Genomic DNA, 20,364 nt, shown 5'->3' with positions numbered 1-20,364 from the left:
CGAACTTACAGAATTTTCATAATATCATCCCATCCAGAAACTCTTATCGAATTCTCAACAATAGAATTAGTATTATGAGGCTGTGAAAATAATAATCTTTGTCCTGGGAAAAGATTCAGGTTCTTTGGATGGTCATCGATCATAATATCACCGATGATAAAATCCTTTCGTCCACAGAAGATCATCTGTTTCCAGCTGATAAAAGGGAAATGTTCCATCAGCCATTCGGCTTTTTCCGTGAGGCTATTGGGAAATTCTGTTGCGGAAGAAACAACTAGGACATTATATTTCTCGTTGAGATATTTTAAAGCTTTTATAGAATTTTCTATCACAGGAACAGTTCTGAAAAATCCTTTGGAATTAACATCTTCCAAAAAGTTAGGGAAAGCTTCTGCTTCCGGAAGTCCGCCAATGTTGTCCCAAAGAATCTGGTTGCTGTTTCTTTTGTATTCGTAATCGATAAAATGTTGGTTGGTATTGGCAAGAACGCCATCCATATCTACTAAGATCGTCTTCATATTGTAAAAATAGGAATTGATCTCCTGAGAAGGAAATTTAATGGATTAAAATATTGTTAAGGAATGATTGCCGATTCTGGGGAATTAGATTTGAGATTCTAAAGATGTCTTCTTTTGATAATCAGGATCCTGATTTTTATAAAATCATAGATAAGCCCTACCAAAAGTATTGAACTACCCAGAAACAAAGTCCGAATTCCAAAATATTTATATAGAATACCACCGATAATCCCACCCAAGAAAAACATCCAGATAATGGTAAGACGCAGTTTGATGGATTTGACCAGCTTGGTTTTATGCTCTTTGTCCTTATAGAAGAAAAGTTGGGAAAATTCAATTCCCATATCGGTGAAAAGCCCCGTGAGATGTGTTGTTCTTACGACAGAATGAGAAATGCTTGTCACGAGGGAATTCTGCATTCCCATTGCAAAAAGAAGACATAATGCAATCGTATCTGGAGATTGCTTTATCAGAAAATTTCCGAAAATACCAATTGATAAAAGTATAACCGCTTCCGTAATAGTTGGGATGATATATACAAGATTCTCCTTGATCCTGGAATAGATCTCGACCATGAAATTGGAAAAGAATGCTCCCAAAAAGAAGAAGAAAATATATAATGCCGTATGAAATGCCTGGGTAAATCTTAGCGTAAAAGCTTCATCTATAAAGTACGCAAAATGTCCCGTGATATTGGTTGTCAGCTTACTGACAGCCATAAATCCAACAACATTTACCAAGCCGGCAACAAATGACAAGAGAGATGCAAGTCCCAAATTATGTTTGTCGGTTCTTGTTTTTCCCTTATGACTAAACATCTCAAATGGTCTCGGTTGATTTATTTGCCAATTGTCCACACGCCGCATCGATATCACCGCCACGGCTTTTTCTGACAACGATCGTGATTCCTGCTTTTTCAAGCTCACGAACGTATTTTTGCTCAGCTTCAATACTTCTGTGGTCGAATTTTCCTTCGCCAATCGGATTGTATTGGATGAGGTTTACTTTGCTTGGAACTTGTCGGCAATATTTGATCAAAGCTTTGATATCCTCATCGCCATCGTTGATTCCTTTCCAGACGCAATATTCAAAAGTAATTGGAGAACCCGTTTTCTGATACCAATATTGCAGAGAATCCATAATGTCGGTCAAAGGAAACTTCTCAGAAAAAGGCATTATTTTGTTTCGTTTATGCTCAATTGCGGAATGGAGGGAAAGCGCTAATTTCACTTTCAGTTCTTCATCGGCCAGCATTTTTATCATCTTCGGAATTCCGGATGTGGAAACCGTTATTCTTCTTGGTGACATTCCCAAACCTTCCGGCTTTGTGATTTTATGAATCGCTTCGACAACGTTTTTGTAATTCATCATCGGTTCGCCCATTCCCATAAACACGATGTTTGTGAGCGGTCTGTCGAAATATTCTTTGCTTTGTCGGTCAATCAAAGCAACTTGGTCCACGATTTCTGCAACTTCCAGATTTCGCATTCTTTTCAGTTTGGCTGTCGCACAGAATTCACAGTTCAGAGAACAACCAACTTGTGAAGAAACGCAGGCTGTACTGCGGGTTTCGGTAGGAATCAAAACCGATTCCACCATTAATCCGTCGTGCAATTTAACGCCGTTTTTTATCGTCCCATCTGTAGATTTTTGTAATAGATCAACGGCGATGGGATTAATGAAAAAATCACGCGTCAAACTTTCTCGAAGATCTTTAGAAAGATTCGTCATCTCATCAAAGGAATGCAGATTCTTGCTCCAAAGCCAATCATAAACCTGTTTTGCACGAAAAGGTTTTTCACCGATTGTGCTGAAATGGTCTTTTAACTGATCAAGGGAAAAGGTGCGGATATCTTTCAATGTTTTCTGAGATTTTTTGCAAAGATACAGTTATTGTAACAATTTTGAAATCGGCTAATGAAACGATAGATATATCTAATAATCTTAAAATTTGTAAATTTGGAATAAAGATTTTTATTCTAACTTTTACATTGATAAATTGTTACATATTTGATTTTAATTATATCAAACAGAATTAAAGTATTATGAATTTTAAATCGACTTTATTAATATATTCCTAATTCTTACATTTGCATTGATTTTTACCCGATGAAGTTCCAAGCCTTTTACGACAGCCCATTTATATTGAATTTTTCTTTTGAAAAACTCATCCAGAAAATGGAAGCAGAAGCTTCCGATAATCCAGAATATGCGCTTTCTCATCAGAGGATCTTGGATAAGACCAAAGAATTCCCCGAGCTTTTAGACGGCATCACGAATCTTGATTTTTTCGAAAAAAATGAAATTCTGATGAAGGAACTTCTCCGTGACCTTTTCCCTCCAATGTTGACGGAAAATGAGATCAAAGCTGTCAGTTTTCCTTTTTACAATTTCTTTTTCAATCCTACAAAACGTTTTGAATCGATAATAAAAAAAGCAGGTGACAATTTCGATATGATCATCAAAGATATGGATCCGCATCGCTTTTATGTGATGAGCTGTTGCATTATCCTAAATGATTTTTATGATGTTCCGCTCAATGTTTCGATGCCCTTTATATTTGATATTCCTAATGAGGAGGGTGTGGTCAAACATTATAGATTTTTGACCAATGCTGATTTTATGGATGTCAGTCCATCGGAGGACTTCAAAAGATTAACACAGGAAGAAATTTCAGAATTGCTCGATAATTTTGAAGATTACGAACTTTGGAAAGAAAAATTTCCACCAAAAAGCTGGGAACTGAAAGGTTTTGCGGTCGTTAATTTCTTTGATGCAACCACAGAGATCGCCATTGCGAATCTTAAAAGTAAATTAATAAATCTTGAGGACGATAAAAACCTCAAGCCAGAACTCAACAAAGTTTTCCGTTCGATTTTCCAGGTTTCTGATCTGGAAGTTGGATTTACATCTATCAATCACGATGAAAACAAATTTGTCCGAAGTCCTATCAATAGTGTGATCGAGAGTTATATTTTGTTGGGAAACTCGCAGGATTGCAAGAACGAATTGCTTTGTGAGAAGAATTTCAACACACTGGTAGAATCCAAAAAATTCTTCAGTATTTCTGATATAGAGCGGACTTACAAAGAATTTCCGGATAGCCAGATGGCAAAACATTTTTACGAAGCCGGAATCAAAAGTGCGATTTTTGCGCCGATCATCAAGAACAAAAAAATTCTCGGGATCATTGAATTGATCTCAAGGAAAAAAATGCTCAACAGCATCAATGCTCAAAAAATGGAAATCGTAATGCCATATCTGGAAGATACGATGGACAGATTGTACGACGGCATCGAAACAAGGGTACAAGCAATTATTCAAAGAGAGTACACATCGATACATCCAAGTGTTTATTGGAAATTCCGGCAGGAAGCGGAACGCCATATCGGGTTTTACAGAGAGGAATTTGATTTGCCTTACCGAAAAATCACTTTTGAAAATCTGACGCCACTTTTTGGACAAACTGATATCAGAAATTCCTCGGTTTCCAGAAATCTGGCGATCAAAAAAGATCTGGAAATCAATTTGATGCTGATCTCTGATGTTTTCAAAAATCTGATCTCTGATAATGATTTGACTGAGATCAATGAAAGATTGATCAGTTTTCAAAAGCTTTTGAGCAAAGATCTGCGTGCTGATACAGAAAGTCAGGTTCAGAATTTCATTTTGTTTGAGGTTCATCCTTTGCTGGAATCAATAAAACCTCAGAATACCAATTACAATCTCATTGTTACGGAATATTATAAGCAATTGGATTCTAAAACTGAATTAGTTTACAATTTCCGTAAAAAATTTGATGATAGTTTGTCTTCCATCAACAAAAGCTTGGCTGATATTCTTGACAAAAGACAGGAAGAGCAACAGCATAGATTCCCGTTTTACTACGAGCGTTTCAAAACTGACGGCGTAGAACATAATATGTATATTGGTTCATCGATCGAACCGGATCTGACCTACGACCCGATTTTTCTGAAAAACCTTCGTTTGTGGCAATTGCGGGTGCTTTGCGAAACGGAGATCGAATATGCAAAACACAAAGACCGATTGGCTTATCCTTTGGATGTGGCGTCTCTGATCTTGGTGTACAGTACGCCGATCAGTATTCGTTTCAGAATGGATGAAAAACGTTTTGATGTGGACGGAAGCTATAATGCCCGTTACGAAATGATCAAAAAACGTATCGATAAATCTTTGATTAAAAATTCTGATGAACGCATCACCCAACCCGGGAAGATCAGTATTATCTATTCGCAGGATAGGGAACGTGAAGAATATCTGAAATTGATAAAAATCCTTCAGGATCAGAATTTACTTTCATCAATCGAAGAATTGGAAGTTGAAGATCTGCAGGGAATCAATGGTTTACGGGCTTTGCGTGTTGCTGTGAATTATGATACGAAGGATGTGGATTATGATTTTATTGAAGAGATCTAGCGAATTTCATTATCCATTTTGTATTTGAAAACCCTATAATAATTTTATTTCTGCCATTGATCAGTAGTACTGCTTAATTATTAGAATAATAAGAGGATAAATGCAAAAAAACAGATTGCTCTAACAATCTGTTTTTTTATAATTGCAAAATCAATTTTTATTTTTCGACCAGAATCTTTTTAGCAGTTATTCCTTTGGAAGTAATGATCTGGATCAGATAGAATCCGGCCTGTAGTTCTTTTACATTCACTTCTGGTTTTTCGTTGCCAAAGATTTTATGGGATACAAGCTGTCCTGCCGCATTTATTATTCGGATTTCCTGAACTTTTTCATTCTGTTCAGTTTTTATATTCAAGATATCCTTCACAGGGTTCGGATAGACTTGTACAGATGCAGATTTTGAACTGTCATCGATTACGGACATAGTTCCATCAGCATAGAAAAGTGTTATGTTTGGTGTATAAAGCACAGGATAGCCTTGTGGAGGATTCATTGCATCATAAGGTTCATCATCCCTGTCGCTATATCTTGAGTAGATTGGCGATTCTGAAAATGTACTTATAAAAGTTGACCAAAGTACCATTTGTGGGTGACTTTTGTTAGTATAGACCACCAAATTTTTTCCAGTGTAATTGAATTCTGTCTCTAACGGGATATAAAGATTATTGAATCCTTTTTTGAAATTCATTTTTCCATTATAAACCAGTGTAAAGGATGACGGGTCAAGCCAGTCAGAAGAAAGATCTTCTTGGTCTGTCTCTGCAAGGTAAACTTGGATGGGAATATCATTGTTATCTTCATCAAACTGGCAGGTGTACTGGATTCCCGTGATCTTTGAATTGCTGTTATTTATTTGTTGCGATGTGTACATGGTCTGTCCCAGACTATAATGTGTGAAAAAATTGAAGGGAATAGAATGTTGCAAAGCAAATGAACCGTTACCGATCTGAACATTTTTAATATCATCTTTCAGCACGTTCAAGGATAGAGTTCTCGACTGATTATTAGCGGGATTCACATCGTCCGAACTCTCTACGACAGCATAAATTGATTTTTGGGAAATATCGCTGTTTTGTGGTGTCCAATTTAGAAAGATCTGAGATTTCTCCCCAAAATTAACAGGCTCTCCGGATGTGCTTGCCAGCTCTGTTCCATCATTAGATTTAAGTTTCACGGTGTAATTACTCTGTACATCCTTACCTCCATTGGTAACTTCTACCACAAACATGGCCGGTTTTCCTGCATTTATAGTGGTATTTCCTGTTATATTGGTAACAAGAAGGTCCTTGTTGGCAACATCTTCAATTTTTACATCATCCACTGCCCAGCCATTGATGAAGAAGTTATTGCCATCATAACGGAAGGCGTATTGCATCTGAGTAGCATTTTCCGGTGCTGTTACAAAATACGTAAATCTATCCTGTGGAATATTAAGTACGCCTAAGGGTCTTTCCCAAAGCGGTTGCCATGTCTGCCCACCATCAAAAGTGACATCTACACCAATAGTTTCACCGGCATCACCGGCATAGTTGATAAGATACTGATCATAAGATATAGCAAGCTGCTTATGTCCTGTAATATCAATTTTAGGTGAGATCAAACGGCTAAGCCCAACCTGCATCCCATATGTCATATAAAGTTCGGGAGCTGTACCGCCGGAGATCTGGGAATTATTGATAGACCATCCCGGTGGTTGTTCGGCATCTATTACCCAACCTGCTGGAATACCACCTGGCGCATAGCTGAAATTTTCAGAGTAGATTGTTTGCTGGCCATAGATATTTCCGCAGAATAGTAAAAAAAATGGTGAAGCTGATAATAAAGTAAAAATTTTCTTCATAATTACAATTTTTATGTGATTAATGTTTTACAAATTAAATTCATAAATTTTTCTAAAACAATTCGGGGTTTGTGCTAATTTTTTAATAATAAAATAAGTACTGCCACTTATTTTATATGTCAATCAATGGAAAATGGAACTAATTCCAGGATTAAACCTCATATTTGTATGGCTTTTTTGGAACTGACATAAAATGAATCGAATCACAATATATAAAAAACAGCAGAATAAAAGATATTTTCTTTTTTTTCAAATCATTGCTTTTTTATTGGTTATCTTCATGGTGTCATGTCATTCTTCAGATAAAAAGGATGGACAGGATCTGTCGGAACCGTTCAAAAAGCAATTTGAGGAGATCCACAAATTGGTTTATGAGAATCCTTCGCTGGCCCGTGAAAAATCCAATAAGATCTTACGGTCGATTTCACCCAAAGACGAAAGGTCAAAAGTTATCTGTCTAAAGTACATTGGTTCTTCATATGCTTTTGAGACCAATTATTCTGAAGCGATAAAGTATTATAAACAATCGCTGGATTTGGCAGATAAGATTGATTTTTACTACGAGATCGCCAATCTAAACAACAACTTGGGAACTATTTATAACGAATTTGGAAATTACCGTTCTGCTTATATCTATTTTATAAAAGCTCTGGAAAACTATGATCTGGCAGGAAATCAACAGAAAAAAACGGGAACGCTTAACAATATCGGACTTACCTATCTTAATCTGAATAATCAGGAAAAAGCACTTGGCTATTTTAATAAGGCCCTCTATTCCAGTAATTCTAACAAAGATACCATTCTTGCATCAACCATTCTTAACAATATTGCCATCTGCAATTTCTCAAAAAAACAGATGAAACTGGGGTTGGAAAATCTGAATCGCTCAATCTATCTTTCGGAAAAGACGAAGAATATTTACGGCACCTGTGTGTCTTATCAGATCATGGGGAACATGTTTCTTACGGAGAATAAACTGGATAAAGCGTATGAAACCTATTCCAAAAGTATCCGTATTGCAGAAAAAGCAAATTTGATCAATTTGCTCGCAGTTTCAAAAGTCGGGATATCCAGGGTTTTGCTTGGGCAGAATAGAATAGAAGAGGCTTTACGCTATGCTAATGATGTGATGCGGGTTTCCATTGATAGAAAAAGCCAGTCACTGAAGGCCGATGCGCATCAGCTCCTTTCCAGCATCTATGAAAAGAAGGGAGATTTCCAGGCCAGCCTGAAAGAATATCAAAACCACGTTAAAATCAAGGAAGAGCTTAATAATAATACGGTTGTCAACCAGATCTATGATGTAGAGGTCGATTATCTCAATCAGCTCAACAAAATGCAGCAACTGGAACTGGAAAAAAAGGAATTGGCAATCAGTAACAAAAATATTTGGTTGTTCTTTCTGTCTCTAATGTTTTTGATGGTCTTCGGCGGATTATATCTTTTATACAGAAATCATCAAAACAAGCAAAAGGTCAAACTTCAGAAAACAATTATCGAATTGACGAAGAAAAAATCCAATGCGGCGTTGGAAGCAGAGGTTCAGGAAAGAAAAAGGATTGGACGGGAGTTGCACGATAGCTTGGGTTATCTGCTTTCTCTTGCCGGACTCAATGCAAGTGTCCTTCAAAAGCGAAAAGATATTTCTGATGAAAAAAAGAATGAACTCCTGAATTCCCTGATGGAAAGCATTAATGATGCTTTTGATGAAGTTCGTAACATTTCCCATAATCTTGCGCCATCACTCCTTTCAGAGCAAGGACTGAAAGGTGCTTTGAAAAACATCTCGGACAGGGTCAATCAAAGTAATAAACTGAAAATGAGTTTTGATACCTTTGGACTTAATCATAAATTAGATGACCTGATAGAAAATGTACTTTACCGTACATTGCAGGAAATCGTTAATAACACGATAAAACATGCAGAGGCTTCTGAACTATTCATCCAGGTAGCGCAGGACAATCATCAGATCACATTGATGGCAGAAGATAACGGAAAAGGTTTTGATACAGAATCATTGAGGGACAAGTCCAGCTTTGGATTGTCACATATAAGGTCTTGGATAGAAAATCTGAACGGAACGATCGATATTGATTCTAAGTTGAATAGAGGGACGATCATAAGTATTCTAATCCCAATCGAGTAAAAAAATATGTTGAGCGAAAAAATAAGGGTTTTAATTGTGGATGACCATCAGCTGATGATAGAAGGTCTTAGGTCTCTTCTGGAAGATGAGGAAAGTATTTCCTTTGTAGCAGGTGCCACTTCGATGCAGGAAACAATGGCTTTCCTGGAAACTAATAGCATTGATGTCATTTTGATGGATGTCAATATGCCGGATTCTTCGGGAATAGAAATCACAAAAAAAGTGAAGGAACTATATCCCAGGATAAAGGTGGTCGCACTTACAATGCACGATGATATCTCAATTATTTCCAAAATGATAAAGGCCGGCGCATCCGGCTATGTTCTGAAAAGAACAAATATGCACGAAGTTGTGGATGCTCTGAAAATCGTTTACAAAGACGGAAAATATCTCAGTCCGAGCGCACAACATATTATTATGGACAATCTGATGAGCCCGGATGAGCTCATGGATCATAAAGAAGATACAAAACCTCTTCTTTCCGCAAGAGAACTGGAGGTTCTGAAACTTATTGCAAAGGAATACAGTAATGAGCAGATCGGAGAAAAGCTATTCATTAGCGAACGAACTGTCGAAGCCCACCGAAGGAATATCTTCATCAAGACCAAAACAAAATCAATTGTAGGACTTATGAAATATGCTATCAATGAGGGACTGGTATCTTTTGGCTCTGATTGATCCTATATGGTCACACTTCTGAACGCGATCACAAAAGCTATTACAGAAGCAATGATCCCAATAGTAAAAACCGTGTAGGTCAATCGGAGTAATTTATACTTTCTGTTCAGAACAATTCCAAGATAATAAAGATCTTTTATCATGGTATCGTAGAGATATTGCCGGTCAGCCATCATTTCCTTCATCGCCCAGAGATATTCTTCCATCGGCATTTTGTAAAAGTTACCGAAGAAGAGAAGATTGACTTTTTTCTCTTCAATTTCCTTTCTGGTAAATGTTCCACCGGAAACTTTTGGTCTTGTCGACATTATTGCCAAAATAATACAGGCAACACTCGACATTATCATGATAAAAGTGGGAATGATCAAATGAGAATTGCTAGGCGCATCCAGTTTTGGGATCAAAGTCGATAATGCTACCGAAATAATGATCGCATTAACAGAAAGTAAAATATTGGCTTTGCTGTCGGCGATTTGGCTAAGTTTTGTATGGTTGTTCAGCGTCACACGGAACATCGTTTCTATACCACGTTCCGGCGATTCCAGTTTTTCCAGCTTTTTCTTGTTCAGAAGTGCTTTGTCATTATCCTCAGCCGCTTTTTTCTTTTTTTCCTCTTTTATATTTTGAATGCTGGAAAGTATCCTGTCCACATTTTTCTCCTTTATCGGTTGCCAGTTTTCCTTGGCATATTTGGTGTAGAACTGATGTTTCGAGAAGAAAACAATGTTGAGCTCAGACCATTGTTGCTTACTGAATTTCTGATGATGGACCTCTTTGATCTCTTGTCTCAGATTCTCACAGATCCTGAAATAATCATCCGAAGCCAAATGATACAGATCCGCATCTTTTATGACTTCTTCCAGATGATTTTTGGGTTTGTAGAATTTGTCCGTCGCCAGAATCAATTCTCCGATTTTTGCAATTCTTTCTTCAGGAAACTGATGTTGTTTTAAAAAATCAGAAGCTATTTTTCGACTTTCTTCCTCGTGATTGTCCGCATCGTCAACATAACCCAAATCGTGAAACCAGCCTGCCAAAAGGAGATTTTCTGTATCTTCAGGACTGATGTTTTCTTCTTTGGCAAGAATTTTTATTTTCTCCACAACCTGAATTGTGTGGTCAAGGTTATGATAAGTATAAACAGAAGATAATTTATCTTTGAGCAAATTTTTTGCGTAATCTTCCGAGATTTTCAAAATATCCATAAAGTCAATTTACAACAAATTTAAGAAAGTATAATGGCTTTTAAATTTTTAATTTTGTTAAATATTGTTAGAGTTTCAGTAATTTTATCAATATTTATTTAAAGATATTAAACTCACTTTGTTCAGTTTTATTGTCTTTGCTGGTAATCAAGGTGCGAAGTACCGAAATATTGGTAGAAAATCCATATAAAATCTAATAAAGGTGCGAAGCACCGACGTATAAAAAATGAAGAACATCTCTTATTTCTTTCTAATTTTATTAACTGTGATTTCCTGTGCAGTTCAACAAGCGGATTACGGAAAGAACGCTAAAAATTTTGAAAAGAATTCAGCCATAAAAGACAGCATTATTCACACATTTTATCTGGTTGGTGATGCTGGAAATCTTGACCAGGACGAGGCTTTCCATAATATGAATATCCTAAAAGATTCACTATCCAAAGCTCCTGAAAACAGCACGCTTATTTTCCTTGGCGACAATATCTATCCTGCCGGAATGCCAAAAAAAGAAGATAAAAACCGAATTTTGGCTGAGAACAAAATGGATAATCAAATTTCATTATCCAATCAATTCAAAGGAAAAACGATTTTCATTCCGGGGAATCACGATTGGTATAACAACGGAATCAAAGGTCTGAAACGTGAAGAAGATTATGTGACAGAAAAATTCGGAGACAAAAATACATTTGCACCTAGAAACGGTTGTCCAATCGAAACCAGAAAAATCAACAAAAAGCTGACTTTGATTTTAGTTGATACAGAATGGGTTTTAGCGGATTGGAACAAGAATCCCAATATCAATGAAAAATGCGACATCAAAACCCGAGAAGATTTTTACACAGAATTCGAAGACCAGCTTAATAAAAATCAAAACAAAACAATCGTCGTTGCAACACATCACCCTTTGATCACCCATGGTTCTCACGGCGGATATTATTCTTGGGAAAAGCAGATTTTTCCTTTAGAAAATAAATTTCCGTTGCCAGTTTTAGGCTCAATTATTAATTTGACAAGAGCAACAGGCGGAATTACTCATCAGGATATCAGCAATCAGAATTATAAAAATTTGTCTGATAGACTCAAAACTTTGATTGGCGGACGAAAAAATGTAGTTGTAATTTCGGGGCACGACCATAATCTACAATACATCGAGAAAGGCGACATCAGACAGATCATTAGTGGGGCAGGTTCCAAAACCGAATCTGCAAAAGCGGTTAAAGAAAATGATTTTTCATTCGGAAAAAACGGTTATGCTGAACTGAAAATTTCAAAATCAGGAAATGCAGAAGTGAGTTTTTATAACCTTAATTCTGAAAAATCGGAATTGTTATTCAGAAAAACGGTTCTTGGAGCTGAAGAAAAAATTTCTAAAGATTATCCGAAAAATTTCCCGGAATACACGAAAGCTTCGATTTACGATTCATCGATGACCAAGAAAAGCAAGCTCTACGAATTTCTCTGGGGAAAACATTACAGAGATTATTATTCCAAGAAGATCAATGTTGAAAATCTGGCTTTGGACACGCTTTTTGGAGGTGTAAAAACCGATAGGGCAGGAGGCGGACATCAAACCAAATCGCTTCGTCTGGAAACCAAGAACGGAAACGAATATGTCATCAGAGCCCTCAAAAAAAGTGGTGTGAGATTTTTGCAGGCTGTTGCATTCAAAAATCAATATGTTGTGGACTATTTTGATGGCAGTTATGCCGATAAATTTTTACTGGATTTTTACACAACTTCTCATCCTTACACACCCTTGGCCATCGGTGAAATGTCCGATAAATTGGGAATTCGTCATACAACGCCGGAACTTTTTTATATCCCGAAACAGAAGACTTTGAAAAGCTTCAATGAGACTTTTGGCGATGAATTGTATTATCTCGAAGACCGTCCAATGGAAACCGATGAAAATCCAAATAAAGTTATCGGAACTGACGAGGTAATCCTGAATCTTGCGAAAGACGAAAAGTATAAAATCGATGAAAAAGCGTGGATAAAAGCACGTTTGTTCGATATGCTGATTGGCGATTGGGACAGGCATCATGACCAGTGGAAATTTGAGGCGAAAAAAGAAAACGGAGATGTGATTTACAGCCCGATTCCGAAAGACAGAGACCAGGCATTTTCAAAATATGACGGACTGATTTTGTCTTTGGTAATGAGAATTCCGGATTTGCGACATATGCAGGGATTTGATGAAAAAATCAGAGATGTGAAATGGTTCAATCGCGAACCTTATCCTTTGGATTTGGCTTTCACAAAGAATTCCAGTGAAAAAGACTGGCTGGATGTTGCGGATTTCATTCAAAATAATTTAACTGAAAATGATATCAGAAAAGCATTTGAAAACCTGCCGAAAGAAACTCAGGATAGGATTTCTGAAGATCTGATCCAGAAATTATTGATTCGTAAAGGCGATTTGAAACAATATGCATCGGACTATTTTAAGTTTTTGGAAAGAAAAGTGATTCTGACCGGAACAGATAAAAAAGATAAAATTGTTGTCACAAGATTGCCAAACAACGAGACCGAAGTAAAAATCTATCGCCTGAAAAAATCCGGCGAGGAATTAGCGTCTTCCAAGACCTATTCAGGAAAACAGACCAAAGAGATCTGGATCTATGCTCTGTCGGATGATGATGAATTTGTTGTGGATGGAAAAGCAAGATCGAGTATCAAAGTCAGATTGTTAGGTGGATTGGATGAGGATAAATATACAGTTTCCAATTCCAAAAATGTGAAAATATACGATTACAAAAGCAAAAAAAATAACTTAGAAAACAAAGGAAACGCAAGTGTAACGCTGACAGATGATTACGACGTCAATCAATATAATTACAAAAAACCGAAATATAACAGTACTTTGGTAATGCCAAATCTTGGTTTCAATCCGGATGATGCACTTTCTTTTGGTGTTGTGGGGACTTATATCGTGAACAATTTCATCCAAAATCCTTTTTCTCAAAAACATCAGATAAAAGCCAATTATTTTACAGGAACCAAAGGTTATGAACTGGCTTACCAAGGGATTTTTCCACAGTTGACAGGTGGCTGGTTCTATGGTTTGGATGCGAGAGTGACGAGTTCGCATTACATCAGGAATTTCTACGGAATCGGGAACGAAACCGTTAATCAGAAAGAAGAATTCGGAAATCGATTCAATAATGTTAGAGCGAAGGAATTTGGATTTTCTCCATCTATCAATTGGAACAAAAATGCCTCAACTTTTTCAGCGAAACTGAAATATGAAATTCTGAAAATCGATAGGACAGCGGACCGTTATATCTCTTTGCCAAATGTTGTGAACGAAGATGTTTTCAGATCGAAACAGTTTGGTGGGGCGGACATTTCTTTCAATTATGAAAATTATGATAATAAAGCCAATCCGAAACTGGGAATGAGATTCGATGTGAGGACGAGCTGGAATATGAATCTTGAAAATACAGACAGGCAATATACTTCACTCGAAACCGGACTTGGATTTTTACATTATTTAACTCAAAATCAGCGATTGGTCTGGTCTTCTTATGCAAAAGCAAAGTGGCTTTTAGGAGATGGTTATGAGTTCTATCAAATGTCTACTTTGGGAGGAAATAATGATTTGAGAGGTTTCCGTTTCAACCGTTTTTATGGGAAGAATTCTTTCTTTCAAACCACGGATTTGAGATATGAAGTCGGGAAGATCAAGAACTCGATTTTACCTTTGAGCTATGGGTTTTTCGGTGGATTTGATTTAGGTCGAGTTTGGAATCCAAATGAGGCTTCCAACAAATGGCATAACTCTTATGGTGGTGGATTTTGGCTCAATGCAGTTGATGCGATCTCAGCAAATGTTTCTTATTTCACATCTTCGGACGGTGGAAGATTGGTGATTGGAATTGGCGGGACTTTTTAAAATGATGTGATGATACAAACCAAACGTCTTATTCTGAAACCTTATTCATTAGATTTCGTAGAAGAATTCTATGTTAAATTTCAAAGTAATAAGACTTATTTAGAAGACTATTTTTCCAGAACTCTGAGTGTGACCAAAACTTTGGAAGAAACGGAATCATATTTCCAAAAGAAGATTGAAAGTTGTCAGAAAAATGAAGGTTTTTATTTTGGGATTTTCCTCAGAGGATCAGATGAATTGATTGGACATATTTCAATTAGAGAAATCGATTGGTCGGTTCCGAAAGGTGAGTTGGCCTATTTTATCTTCAATGATTTTTCCGGAAACAAATATTCTTATGAAGCTTTGGAAGCGTTTCGGGATTTTTGTATGAATGAAAAAGAAATGCTTCGAATTTTTATGAAAATCGCACCGGACAATATCGCCAGCAAAAAAGTAGCGGAATTCTGCAATTTCGAGTTTGAAGGCTTGCTGAAAAACGATTACAGAAAACGGCAGGAAGTTCTTACGGATATGTTGCTTTATTCGTTTACGAAGAGAAATTAGCAGAGATTTTATTTCTCAATTTCAAACTTGGCTTTTCAATAAAATATCTGTAAAATAATCCTGCAAGAATACATCCTATTAAACAGATAATCAATAACAAATTTTCCGAAATGGAAATTTTGTAGTATTCTATCAGGCTTTGAATAATATGGATAATGCCCTTATGAGAAAGATAGATTGCAAAAGATAAATTCGCTAATTGAGTTGTGAAATAGTTTTTTGATTTGTTCAAAAATGAGGATTTAGAAATCGCGGAAATTACTATAAAACCATAGCTTATAGCAACGAAAGAGAATCCGAATATCGATGCATATTCAGAAGATTGGTCATTGCAAATCCAAAATGAAAAACCAAGAAAAACCAAACCTAACAGCAAAAACCAATTACCATTTTCATCAATCAATTTTCTGAATTTTGAAGAATATTGAAACACATATCCAATCAAAACACCAATTGCCAATCCGTCCAATCTTGTGTGTGTTGGATAATAGATTTTCATATACCAGACCTTCCAAAATTCATTCGAATTGATATTGGGAAAAACGTATTCCTGCCAAGAAAAATACCTCGCAAAAATTGAAAATAATATAATGAATACAATCATAACAATTAGATATTTCAATGTTTTTGATTTGATGAGTAATAGTAATGAAAAAGGCAGAATCAGATAGAATTGTTCCTCGATACACAAAGACCAGGCGTGAGAGAATGTTCCTTTGTTGATAACGTCCAAACCATAATTCTGAGTGAAAGTGAGAAATTTCCATAATGGCGAAAGCGATTCTCTTTCTCTGAAAAATGGAAAGCAGAAATATAACAGCAATGTGAAAAAATAAGGTGGAATGATTCTGAAAAAACGTTTTATGAAAAATGATTTCAAACTGAAATTCCCCCGGTTGTTAATTTCCTGAAATAATTGATTTGAAATCAGAAAACCACTTAATACAAAAAATAAATCAACTCCCGTCCAGCCAAAACGTCCATAAGTGTCTATCCAATCTGGATGCGAAAAAGCGCGATAATGATACATTAATACCAAAAGAATTGCAATGGCTCTTAGATGGTCTAATCCATTGAATCTTTGAGAGGAAGTAGTCTGCATTTAATTTTTTTTCTGCAAGATGGTTGGATTTTTATTGCAATTTTAAAATGAAATTCAGAAAGTGGAGATTTTTATTTGGATTACTTGTTCTGCATTTTGGATTGTAATTCTGGTTGTTTGTCATTCGATTTGTCAATTCTGCATTCGTAAAAGATTTTATCGGGTTATAATTTATAATTTTGAAGATTGTGAAAATCGGAACTTGGAAAAAATATCGATCAAACATTGGCTTTCAAATTTTATTTTGGACAGCATTATTTATGTTGATTGAGGCGAGTAACTATGGAGAATATGAGGATGCTAATATTCAATTGATTTTTTACTATGATCTATGCCATTGGATTTTTCAGATTATCAGCGCCAATTTTATTTATTATGTTCTTATAAAGCATTTTTTCGACCGAAAAAAGTATCTCTTATTTTCAATTTTACTACTTGTTTCTCTGTATGTTTTTTCTGTTATTAATCGCCTTTTTATTGTTTACATAGCCGAACCTTTCTTTTGTAATTTTCCACAGGACAGCATTTATAGCATTTTTACAGACATCAGATACTTATTGATTAGCTATACTTTTTCTATTATTACAGGAGCTTTTGCCTTTGTATCTGTAATGTTTATGCTGCGATACAAAACGGAAAAACAAAACACAACCAAACTCTTGAAGGAAAAAGCAGAGTTAGAATTGAAGGTTCTGAAGTCACAGCTTAATCCACATTTTCTATTTAATACACTCAATAACATTTATTCGCTTTCCATTATTAATTCGGAGAAAACTTCAGAATCTATCAGCAGACTTTCGGAAATTTTGGACTATGTTCTTTATAAAGGTCAGAATAAAACAGTTAATATTTCGGATGAAATTTCTATCATTGATGATTATATTGAGCTTGAAAAACTGAGATATGACGAACGTCTGAAAATATTCAAAACACAAAAGCTAAACTCTGAAAATAAGATTCCGCCATTGTTATATCTTTCTTTGGTTGAAAATTCCTTCAAACACGGTGCAGGAAAATCGGCTGGAAATATTGAAATTAATATTGAAATTGAAACGGATGAAAATCAATCTGTTTTTCGAATCAAAAATACCTATTCAGAAACTTTAAAATCTGAACGTGAAAGTTTGGGGTTAAATAATATAGAAGAGCAATTGAAGATATTTTATGAGAATCAATTTGAATTTAATGTTTCAGAAGTCGGAAATTGGTTTGAAGTGGAAATAATTACGCCTGCAAAAGAATGATAAATTGTATTATAATTGATGACGAACCTCTGGCTGTAAAGCTTTTGGAAAATCATATTTCAAAGATTGATTCTCTGAAACTGATTGCAACTGCAAAAAACGCGATCGAAGCTTATCAAATATTGCAGACAAAACCTGTTGACCTAATGTTTCTCGATATTGAAATGCCCAATCTTAATGGAATCGAATTTCTGAAATCCCTAAATCGAAAACCTAAAACCATTTTCACAACAGCTTACCGCGAATTTGCCATAGAAGGATTTGAATTAGAAGCGGTTGATTATATTCTGAAACCAATTACATTCGAGAGATTTTTCAAATCTGTAGAGCGTGTGTTGAGAAATATTCCTTCTGATGAACAATTTGAAGATTTCATTATTGTCAAATCTGATGGATTGAATAGGAAAATCATTTTATCTGACATTCTTTATTTTGAAAGCCAAGGAAATGATGTGAAAATCATTTTAGAAAACGAAGAAAAAATCGTTACTAAAAATAAAATCACTGATTTAGAAAACTCACTTTCTAACAAAGGCTTTGTAAGGATTCACAGGTCTTTTTTAATCAATTCAAAATATGTGACTGCATTCAATAATAATGAAATTATATTGAATAAATACAACCTTCCTGTAGGTAGAAGTCATAAGAAAGAATTTGAGGATTTTGTGACGAAATTTTCCGCTTCCAGATTATTCTGATTGAATTATTTCAACTTCAATTGATAAAGATTTCCTGTGATTTTTTTGTCACCTTCGTCAGTCATTAGAATGGTGTTTTCATCTTTGAAACATAATCCTTCTTTCTGAGTGTGATGATTCAGTTCAATTTTTTCAACATTTCCGGAGAAGAAATTATTCCCTTTCCAATTGGTGAAAATCCAAACTTTATCGGAACTTAAAATTGCGACTTTATCTTTATTTGGGCTGATGTCTGCGCTTGTCACTGCACAATGATTGAATTGTTCACAAGTCACAAAACTTCCGATTTTCTTGGCAGGTAATTTTTGAGCCGAATTATTGTCAACTTCGTAAAGAAACGTTGTTCCATCAAACTTAGAACTTCTGTTTTTTGTGAAAAGATAGAACTTGTTGTTATGAATAAAGAATGATTCCACATCAAAGATGCGGTCTTTCTTTTTTGGAGGAAATTCGGTTTGTTCGGGATAATAGAACTGAGCAATTGATTCTGCTTTAGCTTCATCTTTATTCAAATCTGAAGCATTGATCTTATAAATGGCTAAGTTTTGCCTGTCATTATCATTATTTCCAAAATCGCCGATGTAGATATTCCATTCATCATCAGAAGTCAAATCTTCCCAGTCATTATTTTCAACATTGGAGATGGTAATTTGCCTGATTAATTCTCCCTTCTCATTGAATCCAAAAAGAACATTGTGATTATGATTGTCCTCAATTGTCCAGATCAGTGGTGAAGCTTTAGAAATTTCACAAGCCGAAGCTTCTTTTATTTTTTTTGGTAAAGAACTGATGATGGAAAAATTTTCCTGAGTTTGCGAACAGGAAAGCCCGATCGATAATATTGCTAAGAGCTGAAGTATTTTCATCTGATGAAATTAATTAATTTGCGAGACATAAAAAAATGCTCAACCGTTAAAGTTGAGCATTCTATTTTTTAAGATCTTGATTTCTTAAAGGATCAGCATCGCGTCTCCATAAGAATAGAATTTGTATTTTTCTTTGATGGCCTCCTCGTAAGCTCTCATGATGAAATCTTTGTTGGCAAAAGCGGCGATCATCATGATCAGAGTAGATTTAGGCGTATGGAAGTTGGTGATCATTGCATTGGCAACACCAAATTCGTGAGGCGGATAGATGAATTTGTTGGTCCATCCTCTGTAAGCTGAGATCTTTTTGTTAGAAGAAACAGACGTTTCCAAAGCTCTCATTGTGGTTGTGCCAACTGCGCAAACTCTGCGGCCTTCTTCTACAGCTCTATTGATGATCTCTGCATTTTTCTCATCGATGATAGCTTCCTCTGATTCCATTTTATGCTTGGAAAGATCTTCAACCTCAATCGGGTTGAAAGTTCCCAAACCAACGTGAAGCGTGATCTCTGCAAAATCGATTCCTTTGATCTCCAATCTCTTCATCAAATGTTTTGAGAAGTGAAGACCTGCAGTTGGTGCTGCAACAGCACCCTCTACTTTCGCATAGATTGTCTGGTATCTCTCTGCATCTTCTGGCTCAACATCTCTTTTGATATATTTTGGAAGCGGAGTTTCTCCAAGTTCTGTCAATTTTGCACGAAACTCCTCGTAAGAACCATCGAACAAGAATCTAAGCGTTCTTCCTCTGGATGTGGTATTGTCGATAACTTCTGCAACCAAGGATTCGTCTTCTGTGAAGAATAATTTGTTACCGATTCTTATTTTTCTTGCGGGATCTACAAGAACATCCCAGACACGAGTTTCAGCATCTAGCTCTCTTAATAAGAAAACCTCGATCTTTGCGCCGGTTTTTTCTTTGTTGCCAAATAATCTTGCAGGAAAAACTTTGGTATTATTGAAAATAAAAAGATCTTTCTCATCAAAATAATCAATGACATCTTTGAAAAGACGGTGTTCGATGGTCTCTGTTTTTCTGTTAAGGACCATCAATCTTGCCTCGTCACGGTTTTCCGACGGATGTTCAGCTAATAATTCTGCTGGAAGATCGAAATTAAAATCAGATGTTTTCATAAAATTTACGGATTTTATTTTTTTAACGAGCAAAGCCCGCTGGGTTAATTTTTTA

The 20,364-nt window shown here is 35.8% G+C and carries 15 protein-coding genes; 7 read left to right on the top strand and 8 right to left on the bottom strand.

Features of this window, described 5'->3' with window-relative positions:
* Positions 1–5 precede the first annotated feature (5 nt).
* The 3 genes from K319_RS0104880 to rlmN all read right to left on the bottom strand — a co-directional run bounded on the left by K319_RS0104880 (position 6) and on the right by rlmN (position 2,378).
* Complete coding sequence (locus K319_RS0104880) at positions 6–518, bottom strand: 5' nucleotidase, NT5C type (protein ID WP_027382619.1); 513 nt, start codon at positions 516–518, stop codon at positions 6–8.
* Positions 519–616: 98 nt separating this feature from the next.
* Positions 617–1,336: a YoaK family protein gene (locus K319_RS0104875; protein WP_027382618.1), complete on the bottom strand. Its 720-nt coding sequence runs from the start codon at positions 1,334–1,336 to the stop codon at positions 617–619.
* A 1-nt stretch (position 1,337) separates the two neighbouring features.
* Entirely contained in the window at positions 1,338–2,378 is a 1,041-nt protein-coding gene (gene rlmN / locus K319_RS0104870) for a 23S rRNA (adenine(2503)-C(2))-methyltransferase RlmN (RefSeq protein ID WP_027382617.1), read from the bottom strand.
* Between the two features lie 249 nt (positions 2,379–2,627).
* Here rlmN and K319_RS0104860 point away from each other — a divergent pair, with 249 nt between their 5' ends.
* Positions 2,628–4,955, top strand: a complete 2,328-nt coding sequence (locus tag K319_RS0104860; protein WP_027382615.1) for a hypothetical protein — start codon at positions 2,628–2,630, stop codon at positions 4,953–4,955.
* A 157-nt stretch (positions 4,956–5,112) separates the two neighbouring features.
* Here the strand turns inward: K319_RS0104860 and K319_RS0104855 are convergent, their stop codons facing one another.
* Positions 5,113–6,795, bottom strand: a complete 1,683-nt coding sequence (locus K319_RS0104855) for a T9SS type A sorting domain-containing protein (RefSeq protein ID WP_027382614.1) — start codon at positions 6,793–6,795, stop codon at positions 5,113–5,115.
* 193 nt (positions 6,796–6,988) lie between these two features.
* Here K319_RS0104855 and K319_RS0104850 point away from each other — a divergent pair, with 193 nt between their 5' ends.
* Entirely contained in the window at positions 6,989–8,941 is a 1,953-nt protein-coding gene (locus K319_RS0104850) for a tetratricopeptide repeat protein (RefSeq protein ID WP_027382613.1), read from the top strand.
* Positions 8,942–8,947: 6 nt separating this feature from the next.
* Entirely contained in the window at positions 8,948–9,619 is a 672-nt protein-coding gene (locus tag K319_RS0104845) for a response regulator transcription factor (RefSeq protein WP_027382612.1), read from the top strand.
* Positions 9,620–9,621: 2 nt separating this feature from the next.
* Here the strand turns inward: K319_RS0104845 and K319_RS0104840 are convergent, their stop codons facing one another.
* Positions 9,622–10,824, bottom strand: coding sequence for a Pycsar system effector family protein (locus K319_RS0104840; protein ID WP_027382611.1), 1,203 nt, complete (start codon positions 10,822–10,824; stop codon positions 9,622–9,624).
* Between the two features lie 226 nt (positions 10,825–11,050).
* Between K319_RS0104840 and K319_RS0104835 the strand changes: the two genes are divergently transcribed.
* Positions 11,051–14,719: a metallophosphoesterase gene (locus K319_RS0104835; RefSeq protein WP_027382610.1), complete on the top strand. Its 3,669-nt coding sequence runs from the start codon at positions 11,051–11,053 to the stop codon at positions 14,717–14,719.
* A 9-nt stretch (positions 14,720–14,728) separates the two neighbouring features.
* Positions 14,729–15,265, top strand: a complete 537-nt coding sequence (locus tag K319_RS0104830) for a GNAT family N-acetyltransferase (protein WP_027382609.1) — start codon at positions 14,729–14,731, stop codon at positions 15,263–15,265.
* Here K319_RS0104830 and K319_RS0104825 read toward each other — a convergent pair.
* Positions 15,249–16,367 (bottom strand): acyltransferase family protein, encoded by a 1,119-nt coding sequence (locus tag K319_RS0104825; RefSeq protein ID WP_027382608.1) that lies wholly within the window; start codon positions 16,365–16,367, stop codon positions 15,249–15,251. The two genes, K319_RS0104830 and K319_RS0104825, sit on opposite strands and share 17 nt — an antisense overlap.
* Before the next feature lie 617 nt (positions 16,368–16,984).
* On the opposite strand from K319_RS0104825, the gene K319_RS21740 reads away from it, so the two are divergent.
* Together K319_RS21740 and K319_RS0104815 are read left to right on the top strand one after the other, a co-directional pair.
* Complete coding sequence (locus tag K319_RS21740; RefSeq protein ID WP_235696079.1) at positions 16,985–17,611, top strand: sensor histidine kinase; 627 nt, start codon at positions 16,985–16,987, stop codon at positions 17,609–17,611.
* A complete protein-coding gene (locus K319_RS0104815) occupies positions 17,608–18,309 on the top strand; it encodes a LytR/AlgR family response regulator transcription factor (RefSeq protein WP_027382606.1) in 702 nt (233 codons plus the stop codon). Before K319_RS21740 ends, K319_RS0104815 begins: the two co-directional genes overlap by 4 nt.
* Positions 18,310–18,314: 5 nt before the next feature.
* On the opposite strand, the gene K319_RS0104810 is transcribed toward K319_RS0104815, so the two are convergent.
* Both K319_RS0104810 and queA read right to left on the bottom strand, forming a co-directional pair.
* Positions 18,315–19,175 carry a hypothetical protein gene (locus K319_RS0104810; protein ID WP_027382605.1) on the bottom strand — a complete coding sequence of 287 codons (861 nt, stop codon included), beginning with the start codon at positions 19,173–19,175 and terminating at the stop codon, positions 18,315–18,317.
* Positions 19,176–19,259: 84 nt separating this feature from the next.
* Entirely contained in the window at positions 19,260–20,309 is a 1,050-nt protein-coding gene (gene queA, locus K319_RS0104805; RefSeq protein ID WP_027382604.1) for a tRNA preQ1(34) S-adenosylmethionine ribosyltransferase-isomerase QueA, read from the bottom strand.
* Between the last annotated feature and the right edge of the window lie 55 nt (positions 20,310–20,364).

Source organism: Epilithonimonas caeni DSM 17710 (assembly GCF_000426465.1).
In the GTDB taxonomy this organism is placed as follows: domain Bacteria; phylum Bacteroidota; class Bacteroidia; order Flavobacteriales; family Weeksellaceae; genus Epilithonimonas; species Epilithonimonas caeni.
This window is presented reverse-complemented; position numbering and strand designations above follow the sequence as displayed.

Bases quoted from the DNA above. Each gene is read 5' to 3' on its own strand.
- K319_RS0104880 (WP_027382619.1), bottom strand. From the start codon at position 518: ATGAAGACGATCTTAGTAGATATGGATGGCGTTCTTGCCAATACCAAC.
- K319_RS0104875 (WP_027382618.1), bottom strand. From the start codon at position 1,336: ATGTTTAGTCATAAGGGAAAAACAAGAACCGACAAACATAATTTGGGA.
- K319_RS0104860 (WP_027382615.1), top strand. From the start codon at position 2,628: ATGAAGTTCCAAGCCTTTTACGACAGCCCATTTATATTGAATTTTTCT.
- K319_RS0104855 (WP_027382614.1), bottom strand. From the start codon at position 6,795: ATGAAGAAAATTTTTACTTTATTATCAGCTTCACCATTTTTTTTACTA.
- K319_RS0104850 (WP_027382613.1), top strand. From the start codon at position 6,989: ATGAATCGAATCACAATATATAAAAAACAGCAGAATAAAAGATATTTT.
- K319_RS0104845 (WP_027382612.1), top strand. From the start codon at position 8,948: ATGTTGAGCGAAAAAATAAGGGTTTTAATTGTGGATGACCATCAGCTG.
- K319_RS0104840 (WP_027382611.1), bottom strand. From the start codon at position 10,824: ATGGATATTTTGAAAATCTCGGAAGATTACGCAAAAAATTTGCTCAAA.
- K319_RS0104835 (WP_027382610.1), top strand. From the start codon at position 11,051: ATGAAGAACATCTCTTATTTCTTTCTAATTTTATTAACTGTGATTTCC.
- K319_RS0104830 (WP_027382609.1), top strand. From the start codon at position 14,729: ATGATACAAACCAAACGTCTTATTCTGAAACCTTATTCATTAGATTTC.
- K319_RS0104825 (WP_027382608.1), bottom strand. From the start codon at position 16,367: ATGCAGACTACTTCCTCTCAAAGATTCAATGGATTAGACCATCTAAGA.
- K319_RS21740 (WP_235696079.1), top strand. From the start codon at position 16,985: ATGCTGCGATACAAAACGGAAAAACAAAACACAACCAAACTCTTGAAG.
- K319_RS0104815 (WP_027382606.1), top strand. From the start codon at position 17,608: ATGATAAATTGTATTATAATTGATGACGAACCTCTGGCTGTAAAGCTT.
- K319_RS0104810 (WP_027382605.1), bottom strand. From the start codon at position 19,175: ATGAAAATACTTCAGCTCTTAGCAATATTATCGATCGGGCTTTCCTGT.
- queA (WP_027382604.1), bottom strand. From the start codon at position 20,309: ATGAAAACATCTGATTTTAATTTCGATCTTCCAGCAGAATTATTAGCT.